This is a genomic window from Chromobacterium sp. IIBBL 290-4, from assembly GCF_024207115.1.
Taxonomy (GTDB): Bacteria; Pseudomonadota; Gammaproteobacteria; order Burkholderiales; family Chromobacteriaceae; genus Chromobacterium.
The window spans coordinates 3,857,088-3,873,097 of the sequence record NZ_CP100128.1 but is presented as its reverse complement, the minus strand read 5'-3'; the positions used below and the strand labels follow the sequence as shown (position 1 = coordinate 3,873,097).

Here is a 16,010-nt window from a genome sequence, read left to right as displayed (position 1 = left end):
TCAGAATCCCGAATACGGCTGCAAGGGCTCGACCGGCATCGCCAGGGGCATGGCGGTGCCATCCGGCTGGTAACGCAGATACAGCACCAGATGGCTGGGCTGGTAGAACTGCGAATGCTGGATGTCCAGCAAGCCGCCCCAGGCCAGGGTGGGAGAGTATTGATATTCGAAGCCGCCGGTCAGCGAAGCGCCCCAGCCGGGGCCGGAGCTGGCCGAGTAATAGGGATTGCCGGCCAAGGCTTGCAAATCGGGCCGGGTGGGATAGAACGGCGACGCATCCTCGCGCGCGCTGGAGACCGACACCGATCCGCGGATGAAATAGCTCCAGCGCTCATTGCGCGCGGCGTAGCGCAGCGGGATGGACAAGGAGTCGTAGCGTTGCGGGCTGTAGTAGCCGCCCTGCCCGAAGGTGAAGCCGCCCAGATTCTTTTGATACCAGAAATTCACCGTGCTCAGCCCCAGCGTCACCGAGCGGGCCGGCTGGTCGATCAAGCGCCAGTACACGCCCGCCATCGCCGTCAGTTTGCGATTGCTTTCCACATTCTCGCCGCTCAATTGCTGGTAGGCGAAGTTAGACCACACGCCGAAGGCACCGCCCTTGTCGTAGCCCAGGCTGCCGCCCAGCCCCGTGGCGGTGACGCCGCCCCAGTTCTCGCCGACATAGGGATCATGCACGCCGGCATAGGTCAGCAAGGAGCTGGTCAGCGGCCGGCGCGACGCCTCCACGGTATAGCTGAGCGTCCCCAGGCTGCCTGAATGCTGGACGCCGCCGATGACATTGGACACCGGGAAGCTAGGCGATGTGGCGCCGACATCCAGCCGCCAATTATCATTCTGATAGCCCGCGCCCAGGGTCAGGCCGCTGGCATGCTGCGCGCCATACGCCGCCGCGCAGGCTTGCGGCGTGGAATTGGCGGCGCAGGCGGCCACCGTGCCGAAACGGTTGAGGGTATAGTCATTGCTCGGGTTCAGGTCCAGCGTGCCGGCATTCATGTCCACGCCGTCGGCGCGGATGAAATAATGCCCGCCGCCTTTGGCTGGGATTTCCACCAGCAGCGGCGCTTGCCACATCGCCATCTGCGAAGTGCCCGGCGTGCCGTCGCCCGGGCGGCGATACAGCAAGTCCACGCCCTGCCAGACTTTCAGCTGCCGCTGATCGTATTGCTCGGCATAGGCCGAATGCAGGCTTTCGGCGCGCCCTCCCTCCGCGGCCAAAGGCTGCAGCGGCCCGTCCGCCGCCAGCGCTTCGCCGGTTTGGTCCGGTCCCGCCGCCTGGCTTGGCGGAGACAAGGCGGCCGCCGACGCTTCCAGCCCCTGGCGGTACAGGCTCAAGGCCTGATCGGGCTGATCTTGCTTTTGCGCCCGCTCCGCCGCCAGCTGATACATGCCGGGATCGCTCTGGCCGGCGGCGAACATCCTGTCCAGTTCCCGATTCACGCGCGCCATATCGCCCAAGCCTTCCAAGCGGCTGAGCACCCGCAAGGTGAAATCGGGGGCACGGCCGCCTTCCACCGGCTGCAACAGGCTTTCCGCCACCGCGCGGGCGTCCTCGGCGCGGCCCGCGCCCAGATAAGCGTCCATCAGGCTGAGCCGGGTTTCGTCATCGCCGGGATTGGCGGCCAGAACTTTCAGCGCCCGCTCGCGGGCGGCATCCCAACGCTTGGCTTGCAGATCGTCATCCGCCATCGCCCGCTGGATGCGGATATCGCCCGGCAATTGCTTGGCCGCCGCTTGCAAAATATCGCTCGCGGTCTGGGCTTTGCCCGCCGCGCGCGCCTGCGCCGCTTGCGCCGCCGCCAAGCGGCCGCGCAAACCGTCCAGCGTCAGTTGCTGATCCTGGCTCAGGGCGGAGCGATTGCGCTGCGCCGCATCCAGCAGCGGCGCTGCCGCAGCGGCTTCGTCCTGGCCCAGCAACAAATCGGCGTACGCCAGTTCGGTATCGCTGGAGGGCTGGGCCAGATACTGCGCTTGCAGCAGCTCTCGCGCATGCGCGGCGTCGCCCAGCTTTTGCCACTCGTCGGCAAGCTGGACCACGCGCGGGCCGTCTCCCGCCATCAGCGGCTCCGCCTCTGTCAACCGCCGCCTTGCGCGCTCCGGCTGGCCATTGGCCGCTTCGGCGTCCGCCAAGGCCAGCGTCTCCCGCAGCCATACGCGCCGCTGCAGGTCGGCCATGCCCGGCGTGCGGGCGGTTTGCGGCACCTTCTCCAAGGCGCCCAGCACCGCGCGGTTGTCGTCGCGCTTGGACTGGAACAAGGCGTAAGCGTACAGGCTGGCGGGATCGACGGCGGGACGCGCCGCCAGCTCGCGCAGCAGCCTGCTGCCCTCCTCGCCCTTGCCCGTCGCCAGCAAGGCATTGGCCAGCGCATAACGATTCCACACATTATCCGGCTGCAGCCTGACCGCCTCGCGCAGGAAAGGCAGCGCCGGCTCGGCCTGGCCTTTGTCCAGCCAAACGTCGCCCTGCGCGCGCGCCAATTGGGCCCGCGCAGTCTGATATGACTCGCCCAGCGCCTTGCGCTGCTTGTCCGGCATCGCATCCAGCAGCTTTTTGGCGTCGTCGAACTTGCCCTGATCCAGGTACACGGCCATCAGGCCGGACAAGACCGATCCGCTGTCCGGCTTGCGCTTGAGCGCCATCCAGTAATCGTCGCGCGCGGCGGCGGCGTGGCCTTGCTTGGCTTGCCAGTCTCCTTCCGCGATCAGCACATCCGGATCGGCCGGACGGATCTGCCGGGCGATGTCCAATTGCGCGCGCGCGCCGGCCCAATCCTGCTTCTGCATGGCCGCATCCGCCTTGGCCAAGGCGTCGCTCAGCCGCGCATCCTCGATCCGGCCCCTCCAATTGCCGCCCGAACCCGCCGCCTGTCCGCGCCGATACACCGAGACCGCATCGGCGTAGCGGCCCTGCTTCTCCAGCAGACGCCCCAGATTCTGCAGATACTGGCCCTGCAGCGCGTAACGGCTGCCCGCCTGGCGCAGGCTCTGCTCCGCCGCGCCCAGCTGGTTGGCGTCCAGCTGCTTGGTGGACGACAGCAGCGCGCGATACCCCGGGTCGGCCAGTAAGGCCCGCTGACGGGCTTGCCGCGTATTGATGTCCTCGATTTTGCTGCGCACGGTCTGGTCATCCGGCGCCAGCACCAGATAGTCCTGGTAATTAGCCTCCGGCAGCCCGCCGTCCACCTGCAACAGGGCGCGCCGCCACTGCGCCAGCGCCTCGCCGCGGCTGTCGTCGAACTTGCTCAACAGCTTCAGTTCGGCGAAATTGGCCTGGGACAAAGGCGGCCGCAATAAGTAAATGCTGACCAGCGCCAGACGGATTTGATGATTGGCGGGATGCTCGGCCGCCATCCGCGACAGTTCGACCCGGCTGCGCTCCCAGCCGCCGCGCGGCAAACGGGACACCAGCTGCCAATACTCCAGCTCCAGCGCGCCTTCCGGCGGATGGCCCTGATAGAGTTCATTGAAAGCTGCATAAGCCTCTTCGAACTTGCCGGCCTGGAACAGCTCGCGCGCGCGCAGCAGCCTGGCGCTGTCCGCGCCGCGCAGCCTCAGCATCTGTTCTACCCGGGCGATGCCGAAATACTTTGGATACAGGCTGCGCAGCCTGGCAAGCGTCTGTTTCGCCGCCACATCCTGCCGCTGCTGGATCTGCCCCAGCGCCTGCAGCGTCATCGCTTCGGCATTCAGCGGCGAACCGACCGGCGCGATGCGAAACAGCTGGTCCAGGGCGCGCTGGGCATCCTGAGGCCGCCCCAGCGACTGCCACAGCCGCACCTGCTCCAACAGCGCCTGCCCAGGATCCACCGCCGGCGCGCCCCAGGCCGCGGCCAGCATCAGGCTTAGCGCGAGGCCGGGCGCGAGGCGGCGCACGATCCCTCCCAGGCCGGCAGCAACTGGCCATTGCGCGCGAAACGATAACGCCGCTGCTGCCAACCTTGGCCAAACAGCGTCAGCACGTGGTCGTAGTAATTATCCGGACGTTCGCTCAGCGGCATGGCCTGCATGCGCAGCAATTGCGTCTGCACGGCGGCGGCTTCGTTCTGCGCCTCCAGGAAAGGCAGCATGGCGGCGGAAAACCCTGCCGGCGCCCGGCCCTCGGCGGCGCCGCTGCGGGTATCCACTTTTTCCGGAGGCTGCCCTTGCTTGACCGTGGCCTGCGACATCGGCCCATAGGTTTTCAGCAGTTCGGCGCGCAGGGGCGCGTCCGGCGCCAGCATGCCGGCCCACAGATACACGCGGATGGCGTTGTAGCTGCCTTCGGCCTTGCTGTCGGCGTCCGGCTGCAAGCCCTTGCCGGCCTGGTAGGCCAGCCAGTCCGGCGCAAACCCCTTGGGCGCGCCGTCCAGCAGCACCCGGACGCTGCTCTTGGGCGCCTTCACCCAGTCGCTGTCAGGCAAGGCGTGGGCGAAACGGGCCAGCAATTGCGGCGCCAGATAACTGGGGTTGAGGCGCGCTTTTCCTTTGCCGTCCCAGAAGCCGACTTTTCCGGGCAGCAGCGTCAGCCCCAGCCCCGGCAGGTCTGCCGCCTCCTCGCGCAGGATGCGCAGGGCCAGCAACTTGCCCATGGCGGTGTAGCGCGGCTCGCGCCACAAGCGGCCCGCCTCCAGCAGGTCATACGCTATCCACATGTCGGAATCGGAGGCGCTGTTGTCGTCCAGCACTGTCCACCGGCCATTCGCGTCCCGCCCCCACAGCCAGGCGGGGAGCCGCGCCAGCAAATCGCCGGCGGCCAGATTGTCGCGCGTCCAGCCCAGCATCTGCTCGAAGGCCGGCCTATCGTTGGCGACCAGTGCGAAAAACAGGCCGTAGCTCTGCCCCTCCGAAGTGGTGGGCTTGTTGTCCTGGCTCTGGTCCACCACCCGGCCGCCATCGGCGACGAAATGGCGGCTGAAGGCCTGCCACTCCGGCCAGCCGTCGCATGGCGCAGCCGCGCAAACGCCGGGTAGCCATGCCAGCGCCAAGGCCAGACGGGCCAGACGGGCCAGACGGGCCATCTCAAGACTCCCGCAGCCGCCGCGCGGCCAGCATGCGGAAGATGCGCAGGATGACCAGCGCCGCGATCAGCACCGCCACAGCGGACAGCCCCGCCAACAGCAAGGGGTGGCCGGACAGGAACAGCCAGATCCAGGCCCACAGCGGCAAGCTGCCCACGTGATACACCGGCCCCAGCGCCTGGCTGTCCACATTGTCGCCGCGTATCAGCACCACGCTGCCGGACATCTGGCCCAGCTTGCCGTCGTCGCTCAAGGCCGACGAAGCGATGCCCATCGCATCGTCGCCGCTGGCGGTGATGATCACCACGCTGCGGCCCTGCGTCAGCGGCGATTCCATGCCTATCAGCGCCGCCACCTTGCCGCTGGAAGTGAACGCCGCCTCGCCATTGACCGGGTTGTCGCGTATGCCTATCGACTGAAACGTAATCGCGCCCTCTTGCGGCGAATTGGCGCCGTCGGCCACCTGGCGGTTGTCGCCATCCAGCATGGTGGGCAAGCGGGCTCGCCAATCGCGCAGCAAGGTCAGACGGCGCGAGTTGCCTATCACCAGCAAATCCGTCCCCTTGACCGGGTCCAATTCATCCTCGTTGACCAGGCGGTAACGCAAGGCGGGAAAGCCGGTGGACGCGCCCATCCGCCCCATCGCAGCCAGGAAGACATCGATGTCCTGGCGCTGCGGCTTCGCCGGCAGCACCACGGCGGTTTCCGCCAAGTCGGCCAGCTTGGTGAAGGGAAAGCCCGAGGTGGCGAACAAGGCCAGATTGGGCATTTGCGCATAGTGCGGGTATTGGCTGAAATCGATGGTGGAGTCCGGATCGACCTCGGCGCGGAAGCTGTCCACCACGCCGTTGGCGCACTCGCCCTGCTTTTCATAGGCGAAGGCGAACTGGAATTGCAGCTCGTTGCGGCTGCTCACCCGGAATGGCGGCAGCAGGATCTGGTCGATGTCGGTCAACAGGCCGTTTTCCAACACCGGCAGCCTGAGGTTGGTCTGCACCCCGCCTATGCCGCTGGCGTTCAAATTCAGGCTTTGCACGAAGAAATCGTTGATGCCTATGGTCAAGCGCGAGCCGTTGATGGTTTGCGGCCCGGTATAGCGAAACTTGAGGTTGAGCGGGATGCCGCGGCTGCCCCAGGTGAACAGGTCGCCCGGCACCCGGAACGGCACCCGCATCGGCGACAGCTGCAGACCGCTCACTTGCAGATCATCGCGGCGGGCCACCAGATCGCCCAAGCGGGTGGGGGCGTCCGAACGCACCCAGTTGGGGGCGTCGTAGGGCTTGCGCGGGGCGATCAGCTTGACGTCGTGGACATTGACCAGGTCGCCGGTCATGCCCGCCTGCCCCACTTCCAGCGCCCGGATCGCCAGTGCCAGGTCCTTGGCGTCGCGCCCCAGCAGCAGCAGCAGTTTTTTCTCCGGCCGCATGGGATGGGACATGATGGCGATCATCGGCCCCTGCACCGGCGGCAGGCTGGCCAGGAAAGAGGGCCGTTCGGCATTGGTGGCGAAGACGATGCCGTGTTGCGGCGGCGGCGCGCCATCCAGGATCACCGGGAAGCGCGAGCCGCGCCAGCCGGACAGCGCGCCGAACCACGACGCCAGTTCGCCCGCCGCGCGCAAGGTGCCCATCGACGGCTTGGCGGAAAACATCATCGGCAGATTCAGCGCCGTGTAGTCGTACTGATCGAAGAAGGGCTCGGGAAAGAAGGTCAGATCATTGGCGAAAGGCAGCGCCTGCACCGTCAAGGTCATTTCGCTGCTATTGCTCACCTCGGCCCAGATGCTGCTGTGCGCTTCGTCTTCGCAACGCTCGGTGTAATGGCCGATCAAGCGGAACTGGATCTGATTGAAGCTGCTGAGCAACCGGGGATCCAATGTCAGCGTGGTTTCCAGCACCTTGCCGCCCTGCCCCTTGGTGAAGGGCAGCACGGTGACGACCTGATTGTTGAGCAGCACCTGGATATGCGAAAGCTCGGTCAACATGGCCGGGGAATAGATATAGCGCAAATGCAGCGTGATGCTGGTGATCAGCTCATCCACTCGGCTGCCGAAATTGACGACCGCCACCGCATTGCCGCCGCGCATTTTCAATGAGGAATTGGCGCCCAGCTGCTTGAAGCTCAACAGGCGCGTGCTGACCAAGGGCGAGGCCTGCGGCGCGGCCGCCGCCGGCGCGCTGGCGTCCTGCATCTCGGCGCTCCGCGCGGCCATGGGCAGACAGAGCGCCGCGAGCAGAATCCCTATCCACATCCAGGCGGCTCTCATCGCGCGCTCCCCGCCAGCTTGGGCTGCCTCGGCAGCAAGCTGATCAGCCAGCGCGCCACGGCCGCGCGGCGGGGACCGCCCACCGCCACCGGCGCCAGCACCATGAACATGCCGCGCAGGCTGTGCCAGCCCATCTGGAAGATATTGATCGCGCTGTACCAGGGGCTGTCGTCGGTTTTGTCCTCGCGCTCGGACCACGCGTCCGGCCGGCCGAAGGTGCATTGCACCAGCTCGCTCTCCTGCGTCAGCGACAAATCGGAAAAACGCACGCTCAAGCGGTCGCCCTTGGCGAAAACCAGTTTGCACGGGAAAGCGTAGCTGCGCTCCCCCATTCGCAGCGATATCGTCAACTCGGCGTCGCGGGCGATTTTTTGCCGCAGCTCGGAAGCCAGCTGCAAAGCCATGCCGCCTTCGGAATAATCCAATGTCTGGCAGCGGTAGGCGCGGCCATTGGGCAGATGCAGCGTCACCGGCAGGCTGGCGCGCACCCGGTGCGACACCCGGACCTGGCGCAACTCCTTCGCCACCGCCAACGCCACGCCCAGCAGCAACGTGTTGTAGATGGCCCAGATCATATTGACCATCACCGTCCCTTTTTCAAATTCCGGCCCCGACCACAGCCGCCAAAAGCCATAGGCGATGCCGGACATATTGAACAGCAGCAAGGCCAGATAAGGTTTGGAGATGCCCCAGTCGATGAAGTTTTCTTCCATCACCCCGCCCTTGGCGGTGACATTGAACTTGCCCAGTCCCGGAAACAACAGCGCCACCGTGGTGGGCACCACGATGTACCAGGCCAGCACGGTTTCATAGACCTCGCCCCAGAAGGATCGGCGATGGCGGCCATGCATGCGCGAATTGCACAGCACGGAGAAAATCATGTGCGGAATCACATACAGCATGATGCCGAGCGCGGGCGCATAAATGGTATAGGCGTGAAACAACAGGAAGGCCATGGGCGAGGTCAGGAACACCAGCCGCGGCAAGCCATTCAGAAAATGCAGCATGGCGTTCAGATAACAGATGCGCTGCGCCAGGGTCAGACCCGGACCGGTCAAGGGATTATCCGTGCGGAAAATCTGCGCCATGCCGCGCGCCCACCGGATACGCTGGCTCACGTGAGCGGCCAGGCTCTCCGTCGCCAAGCCCGCCGCCTGCACCACGTTGACATAGGACGAGCGCAGTCCTTTGCGATGCAGCTTGAGCGAGGTGTGGGCGTCCTCGGTCACCGTTTCCACGGCGATGCCGCCCACCGACATCAGGTGCGAGCGGCGCAGCACCGCGCAAGAGCCGCAAAAAAAGGTGGCGTTCCATAAATCATTGCCATCCTGCACCCGGCCATAGAACAATTCGCCCTCGTTAGGCACCGAGCCATGCGTATCCAGATTGCGCTCGAACGGGTCAGGAGAGAAGAAATGGTGCGGCGTCTGCACCAGCGCCAGCTTTTCGTCGCGCAGGAAACCACCCATGGTGGAGGTCAGGAAAGCCTTGGTCGGGATATGGTCGCAGTCGAAAATCACCACGAACTCGCTGGAGGTGATGGCCAGCGCGTGATTGATATTGCCCGCCTTGGCGTGCTTGTGCTCCTTGCGGGTGATATAGCCGGCCCCCACTTTGGCGGCGAACTCGCGGATGTCCTCCCGCGTGCCGTCGTCCAAGATGTAGACCCGCAGCTTGTCGAAGGGCCAGTCCATTTCCAGCGCCGACATCACCGCTGGCTTCAACACCCGCAAGGGCTCGTTGTAGATGGGAATCAGCACGTCCACGCCGGGCCATTTGCCGACATCATCCGGCAAAGGCACGACCTTGCGCTTGAGCACCCAGGAGGACTGGAAGAAGCCCAGCAACAGCACAATCCAGGCGAAAACCTCGGCCAACAACAGGCCCATGCCAAACAGAAAATTGGTCCAGGTGTCGTCATTGATGGTGCTGGTGGCGCGCCACCACATATAGCGGGTGGACACGACGGCGGAAAACACCATCAGGATCAGGGTGGAGACCTGCCCCGGCACGCGCCGCACCCACAAGGCGATCAGCAGCAGCACCGAGGAAAATACCGCTTGCGATGCCTCGTCAAACGGCGTGGTGACGCAAATCAGCGCCATCACGCCAGCCAACAGGTAACTGACGCCGCGCAGAAAAGCGCTCTCCCACCAGCTATTGCTGGCCAGTCCATCCATTGCCCGCCGCAGCCATTCCGTATTGACCCAGGCAGGCAAGATGCGCCGCCGCCAGGCGCGGTAGTCCGCATAGCGGTCAGCCAGCCAGGCCCAGATGGCTTTGACGCCGCGCATTGCCCATCCGCTTTGCCGGGAACGGCCCGCGCCGGCCGGCGGCGTCGGCAGCACCAAGGCCAGCCAGAGCAGTTGCAAAGGGATGCGCACCAGATCGGTCAGGCGCAGGCGCGAAAAATTGACATGGGGAAAACAGGCTCTAACCTTTTGCGACCATGCCTGCCAGCCTTGGGGCGGGGTCACGAACAGCAGCGAGAGCAGGAAAATAAGCGGTCTTGGCTTATCGGCCGGATGCAGCAGCTTCAGCCGCACGCCAAGGATGCCAAGACTCGCCAGCCCCATCACGCCACCTGCCTTTCCGCTTGCTGCATGCGGATGGCCAGCCAGACCGACAGCTCCTTCAGATCTTCCGCCGCCTGGCTTTCCGGCGCGAAGGCCGCTACCGGCATGCCGGCGGCCAGCGCCTCGCGCATCGCCTCGTCGCGCATCACCGGCAGCGGCGCCACCCGCTTGCCCAGCATCTTGCGCAACAGCATTTCCACGTCGCGATCCAGCCGCCGCGCCGGATCGAACTGATTGATCACATACAGGATTTCATGGCGAGAGAAGCCCCGGCCGAGCAGATCGGCCTCCAGCTTGTCGGACAGGACGCAACTGATAGGGTCGGCCGGCAGCACCACCAAGACATGGCTGGCGCTGGAGAACGCCAGTTCCCGGGCATTCTCATACAGCAGCGGGGTATCCAGCACAACCAGGTCGTCGACCGGCCGCGCCAGCCGCTCCAGCTCGCCATGCAGCCACCCGGCGGGCAAGACGCCTTTCTTGGGCTCGAAACGGCCATGCGGAACCAGCGAGAGTTGCCCGTCGCCGATCTGCCAAGCCGACAGCGTCCAGTCGCCTCCATTTTGCAAACTGGCCCGCCAGCCGCCCTCTTCGCTCCAGGGCACGCCGAAATGCAGCCGCAACAGATTCTGCGGGCACAGGTCGATCAAAAGCGTGGAGCGAGCCTGTTCCGCGCGATACCAGGCCAGGCCCGCGGCGATAGCGGTGGCGCCGCAACCGCCGCGGACGCCGCAAATCGACAAAATGGTCATGCCAAGCCTCTGCCACATGGCCGCGCCATTTCGTTGCCTTGCCCACTGATCACGCCGCCAGGCGGCGAACCCCAGAAAAAACCCGGAAGCCCAGGCGGAATAAATTCATCCGCAATAGCTGTCGACAGTCGATTTTCCGCGGGTTCGCGTGCCGCATGACCAAGCCAGGCGCAGGATCGGCGAAATCCCTTCGCCGACTTTCAACACAGACGCATCCCGATTTATTCAATACAGACAGTTAAACTTGCAATTAGATAAGCAAGCTAATTCCATATTGGCACAGGGAATGGCCTTGTCTAGGCGGATGTTGCTCGCGCTCGGGTCTTTTCAGTGTGCTGCACTGCGGGAAAAAAGATTGATCACAGCCACGCCGGCGATGATTAAGGCCATGCCGGCGATAGCCGCGCCGTCCAGCTTCTGCCCGTACAGCAGCCAGGCGATCAGCGAAACCAGCACAATGCCTATGCCGGACCATAAGGCGTAAGCGACGCCGACGGGAATCTCCCGCAAGGTTTGCGACAATAAATAAAATGCCAGCACATAGCCGCCGGCCGTCAACAAGGAGGGCCACAAGCGGGTAAAACCCTCAGACGCTTTCAAGGCCGAGGTGGCCAGCACCTCGGACACAATCGCCCCCATCAAAAACAACCACACCTTCATTCGTCACCCCTGGGCCGCCGCCATCTTCCGGCCGGCTACGCGGGCGCGGAAATGGTCGTACAGCCAATTGAACACATAGGTATAAGGCAAAAAGAAAGCAAAAAAGCCCAAATCCAGCAGCAACGCCTGCCACCAGCCGGTATTCAGCCACCAGGCCGCCAGCGGCACCAGCATCACCACCAGGCCGCCTTCGAAGCCCAATGCATGGCCGCAGCGGACCCAGGGCGTGCGTCGCCAGCCCCGGGCGCGCTCAAGACGCTCGAACAGCGCATTGAAAGCCATATTCCAGGCCATGGCCGTCAACGACATCATCAAGGCCAGCGCGCCCATATGCGCCATGTCCTGGCCCGTCAGCATGGCTGACAGCGGCACCAGCATAGCCATTGCGCACACCTCATAGAGCACTGCGTGCAGAATCCGTTCCCACCAAGGTTTGCCCAGCTCGCGCATATCCAGCTCCTTCAAACAATTCTGGGCATTTTTATTGGTTTTATGGATACTTGCAAAATAACATCCATCGCCCTTTCCGATATGTCCATCACCATTGAAATGTTGTCGGCCTTTTCCTGCGCGGCGGAGCTGGGATCCTTTTCCGCCACCGCTCGGCGGCTGGGGAAAAGCCAATCCACCATCAGCGAAACCATCGCCAATCTGGAGATCGAGCTGGGCAGTGCCTTGTTCAGCCGGGAAGGCCGATCGCCGGTATTGACCGAAGCCGGGCAACAGCTCCTGCGCCACGCGCGGCAGGTGCTGTCCGCCAACGACGCGATGCGCCGCCATGCCAGCCTGCTGGCGGACGGCGTCGAGGCGCGGCTGACCTGGGCGCTGTCCGACACCTATCAGTCCGACCGCCTGCAAAAAATCATGATGGCGCTGGAGGCGCGCTTCCCCGACCTGGAGCTGGAATGCCTGGTGGCGGAAAGCGACGATGTCACCGAGCTGGTGCAGACCGGCCGCGCGCAACTGGGCATCGTGGCCAGCCAGGGCGTCTACCCCACCGACATCGGCCACGTCAGCCTGCCCGACAGCGGGCAAATCGGACTGTTCGCCTCTCGCCGCCACCCGCTGGCGCAAATGCGGGGACTGCGCGAGGAGGACTTGGCCGCGCACCGCGAACTGCGCCTCAACACCTACGCCAGCGCCCATCCGCCAGCTTTCGGCCGCCGCCGCTGGCTGGCGCCCAGCTACCTGATGCTGCTGGAAATGGCCCGCATGGACGTCGGCTGGGCCGAACTGCCGATTTGGCAAGCCGAAATCTGCGGCGGCGGGGAATTGTGTCAATTGGATGTCGCCGGCTGGCCGCGCCAAGTGCCTACCGACTTGATCTGGCTGCATCGGAAACCATTGGGAAAAGCCGGCGCCTGGCTGCTGCACGCGCTGAGCGAAAGTATGGATCTGCCCGCCGCGGGTGTCTGAAGCGGACACCCGCACCTGCATGAAAGGACGGTATCCGCCAAGACCGTCCGATGCTTCCGCTATGCTGTCCCTGCGCCGCTTTGGGCGTCCAACCGCAAGGACATGCCAGATGAGCAATCCCGTCGTCACCATCAAGAATCACGCCAGCCGCAGCGTATTCATCGAAGGCGATCCCAATTGGGATGACCAGGTCTTGTTGATGAACCAGCAACCTTTGGCTCAAATGGCCGAATTGAAGCCCGACCAGTCAGTCCAATTGAGCGTGGAGTGGAATGGGCCCGCCAATGAATACATGATGGGCGTGATTTTCGCCGACGGCCCGGACTACGACTACGGCGGCGATGGCTTTTATCAACTGACGCTTGGACAGCAAGCGGAAAGCGGCTTGCTGGACGTCACCGAGGGCGCCGGCGAAGCCAAGGTCGGCTATACCGTCACCTTGCAAACCCCATGGACCATGACCATGGATTTCGCTGACAACTGAGCTCGTATTGTTGAACTTCGCAAAACAAACCGGCCCCCAATGGGAGCCGGTTTTGTCTGGATGCCCGTCAGGCCTGCCGCTTACGCCAGCGCCAGCGTCGGGTTCCAGCCTTGCGGTATCGCGCCCAGCAGCCGTTTGGTGTAGCTGTCCTGCGGCTCTCGGTAGATCACGTCCGCGTCCGCCTGCTCCACCACCTGGCCCTTGTTCATCACCAGCACCTGATCGGAGATGTGCTTCACCACCGCCAGATCGTGCGAGATGAACAAATAGGACAGCTTGTACTCGTCCTGCAGATCCTGCAGCAGGTTCAGCACCTGCGCCTGCACCGACACGTCCAGCGCCGACACCGATTCGTCGCAGATCAGCACTTCCGGCTTCAGCGTCAGGCAGCGCGCGATCGCGATGCGCTGCCGCTGGCCGCCGGAGAACTCGTGCGGGTACTTGTGCAGCGCCCCTGCCGGCAGACCCACCTTATCCAGCAAATCTTGCGCCAATTGCGCGCGCTGCGAGGCGTTCTGGCCGATGCCGTGCAGCAGCATCGGCTCGGTCAGGATCTGCTCCACCGTGAAGCGCGGGTTCAAGGACGCATACGGATTCTGGAAGATGATCTGGATGCGCTTTTTATACGCGTGGAATTCCTTGGCGCTCATGCCGATCAGGTCTTTGCCATGGAACAGCGCGCGGCCGGCCGTGGCCTGGTGCAGCCGCACCAGCGTCAGCCCCACGGTGGTCTTGCCCGAGCCCGATTCGCCGACGATGCCCAGCGTCTTGCCCTTGGCCAGCTTGAAGGACACATCCTTCACCGCGTGGAACTGGCGCTTGCCGAACAAACCCTCGCGGATGTCGAAGCTCTTGCACAGGCCCTGCACGTCCAGAATGAACTCGTCGTCCGCCGCGTAACCGCGGCTCCGATCGGCGGGTTCCACATAACCGCCCGGCTTGAGGAAGTCGTCGATCACCGCCAGCCGCTCCGGCCTACGGTCCAGGTGCGGGCGGCACGACAGCAGCGCCTTGGTGTAGGCGTCCTGCGGATCTTCGAAGATCTGCTTGACCGTGCCCTGCTCGCGGATCACGCCATGGCGCATCACAATCACTTCGTCGGCGAACTCGCCCACCACGCCCAGATCGTGGGTGATGAACAGCACCGACATGCCGTGCTTCTTCTGCAATTGCGCGATCAATTGCAGGATCTGCTTCTGAATGGTGACATCCAGCGCCGTGGTCGGCTCGTCGGCGATCAACAGCTTGGGCTCGCAGGCGATGGCGATGGCGATCATCACCCGCTGCTGCTGGCCGCCGGACAGTTCATGCGGGTAGGCCTTCACCCGTTTTTCCGGCTCCGGCAGGCCCACTTCGGTCAGCAGCTCCACCGCGCGCTTCTTGGCCGCGCCGCGGCTGAGGCCGGCATGCAGGGTCAGCGTTTCGACGATCTGCTCGCCGACGGTGAACACCGGGTTCAGCGAGCTCATCGGCTCCTGGAAAATCATGGCGATATCCTTGCCGCGCAGCTTGCGCAGCTCGGCCGGGCTCATCGCCAGCAGGTTCTTGCCCTGGAACAACAGTTCGGATGCCGGATCGATCAAGCTAGACTGCGGCGGCAGCAGGCGCATCACCGCCATCGACGTCACCGATTTGCCGGAGCCCGACTCGCCCACCAGCGCCACCGTGCGGTGGGCCGGAATATCGAAGCTGACGCCCTTGAGCGCCTCAAAGGTGCCGCCGCCTTCCTGGCGGAAACTCACCCGCAGATTGCGCACCGAAAGCAGGGGTTGGGTATTGCTCATGTGTTTATCCTCACTTCACTTTCGGGTCCAGCGCATCGCGCAGGGAGTCGGTCAGCATGCTGAACGCCGTCACCAGCACCGACATGAACGCCACCACCATGGCCAGTTGCCACCAATAGCCCTGCAGCAGCTCTTCAGGCACTTCGGCCAACATCGAACCCCAGCTCACCTGGCGCACATCGACGCCGAAGCCCAGGAAGGACAGGATCACTTCGTACTTGATCAGGCCCACCATCAGCAAGGAGAACTGCACCAGCAGCAGGTGGGAAATATTGGGCAGGATGTGAATAAACATCTTGCGGCTGCTGCTGGCGCCGATGGCGTCGGCGGCCTGCACGAACTCGCGCGAGCGCAGCTTGATGAACTCCGCGCGCACCAGGCGGAAGGTGCCCGGCCAGCTGGTCAGCGACAGCACCAGAATCACCGTGCCCAGCCCACGGCCCGCCACCGCGGCGAAAGCCAGCAGCAACAGCATGTCCGGCATGGCGGTGAACACGCTGTAGAACCACATCAGGAAATCGTCCACCTTGCGGCCGAAAAAGCCCGCGCTGGCGCCCAGCGCCGCGCCGATGACCACCGACAGCAAAGCGCCGAAGAAACCCACCGACAAGGAGGTGGAGGTGCCTTTGATGACCTTGTCCAGCAAGTCGCGGCCGCGGATGTCCGCGCCGAAGGTCAGCGACGGCTCCTTCTTCACTTCCGGCATCACATACTTGGCGCGGTTCTTGTAAGCCGCCTGGGTTTCCGCCCAGATCGGATCTTCTTGCGGCAACAAGCCCTGCAGCTTGGGCTCGCTGCCGGTTTGAACGGCGGATGCCGCAGCAACCGCTTTATGCTCTTGCTGATACAGGAAGGTGGGCGGCGCGTAAGACACCGCGATTTCATCATTCCAACCGCGGCCCGCCAAGCCCGCCCAGCTGGCCAGCGCCAGAACGATGAAGCCCGCGACGATCCACAGGCAGGCAAAGCCGATGCGGTCGCGTTTCAGGCGCTGCCATCCCAATTGCCACAGGCTGCGGGACGGAGCGGGTGCCGGCGCGGCGCCGGCGGCATGTTGCAAAGTCGTCATGTCGTCCCT

11 protein-coding genes are annotated in these 16,010 nt (G+C 64.3%); 2 read left to right on the top strand and 9 right to left on the bottom strand.

The genetic code is table 11. The features are described 5' to 3' along the window. From NKT35_RS18155 to NKT35_RS18125, 7 genes are all read right to left on the bottom strand, one after another. On the bottom strand, positions 1 to 3,870 hold the full coding sequence (locus tag NKT35_RS18155) for a cellulose synthase subunit BcsC-related outer membrane protein (RefSeq protein WP_254295644.1): 3,870 nt from the start codon (positions 3,868 to 3,870) through the stop codon (positions 1 to 3). After that, entirely contained in the window at positions 3,840 to 4,994 is a 1,155-nt protein-coding gene (bcsZ, locus tag NKT35_RS18150; protein WP_254295642.1) for a cellulose synthase complex periplasmic endoglucanase BcsZ, read from the bottom strand. The genes NKT35_RS18155 and bcsZ overlap by 31 nt, the downstream gene beginning before the upstream one ends. A gap of 1 nt (position 4,995) precedes the next feature. Next, the gene (gene bcsB / locus NKT35_RS18145) at positions 4,996 to 7,260 is read right to left on the bottom strand and encodes a cellulose biosynthesis cyclic di-GMP-binding regulatory protein BcsB (RefSeq protein WP_254295640.1); all 2,265 of its coding nucleotides are present in this window, start codon (positions 7,258 to 7,260) and stop codon (positions 4,996 to 4,998) included. Next, the gene (bcsA, locus tag NKT35_RS18140) at positions 7,257 to 9,836 is read right to left on the bottom strand and encodes a UDP-forming cellulose synthase catalytic subunit (RefSeq protein ID WP_254295638.1); all 2,580 of its coding nucleotides are present in this window, start codon (positions 9,834 to 9,836) and stop codon (positions 7,257 to 7,259) included. Before bcsA ends, bcsB begins: the two co-directional genes overlap by 4 nt. Then, entirely contained in the window at positions 9,836 to 10,588 is a 753-nt protein-coding gene (gene bcsQ / locus NKT35_RS18135; protein WP_254295636.1) for a cellulose biosynthesis protein BcsQ, read from the bottom strand. The genes bcsA and bcsQ overlap by 1 nt, the downstream gene beginning before the upstream one ends. Before the next feature lie 327 nt (positions 10,589 to 10,915). Beyond that, positions 10,916 to 11,248: an SMR family transporter gene (locus NKT35_RS18130; protein ID WP_254295634.1), complete on the bottom strand. Its 333-nt coding sequence runs from the start codon at positions 11,246 to 11,248 to the stop codon at positions 10,916 to 10,918. A gap of 3 nt (positions 11,249 to 11,251) precedes the next feature. Further along, a complete protein-coding gene (locus tag NKT35_RS18125) occupies positions 11,252 to 11,698 on the bottom strand; it encodes a multidrug/biocide efflux PACE transporter (RefSeq protein ID WP_254295632.1) in 447 nt (148 codons plus the stop codon). 81 nt (positions 11,699 to 11,779) lie between these two features. Between NKT35_RS18125 and NKT35_RS18120 the strand changes: the two genes are divergently transcribed. After that, complete coding sequence (locus NKT35_RS18120) at positions 11,780 to 12,664, top strand: LysR family transcriptional regulator (protein ID WP_254295630.1); 885 nt, start codon at positions 11,780 to 11,782, stop codon at positions 12,662 to 12,664. A gap of 109 nt (positions 12,665 to 12,773) precedes the next feature. Then, entirely contained in the window at positions 12,774 to 13,148 is a 375-nt protein-coding gene (locus NKT35_RS18115; RefSeq protein ID WP_254295628.1) for a hypothetical protein, read from the top strand. Between the two features lie 80 nt (positions 13,149 to 13,228). Here NKT35_RS18115 and NKT35_RS18110 read toward each other — a convergent pair whose 3' ends face one another. Next, positions 13,229 to 14,932, bottom strand: coding sequence for an ABC transporter ATP-binding protein (locus NKT35_RS18110; RefSeq protein ID WP_254294920.1), 1,704 nt, complete (start codon positions 14,930 to 14,932; stop codon positions 13,229 to 13,231). A 10-nt stretch (positions 14,933 to 14,942) separates the two neighbouring features. Next, a complete protein-coding gene (locus tag NKT35_RS18105) occupies positions 14,943 to 16,001 on the bottom strand; it encodes an ABC transporter permease (protein ID WP_254295626.1) in 1,059 nt (352 codons plus the stop codon). Positions 16,002 to 16,010 lie beyond the last annotated feature (9 nt).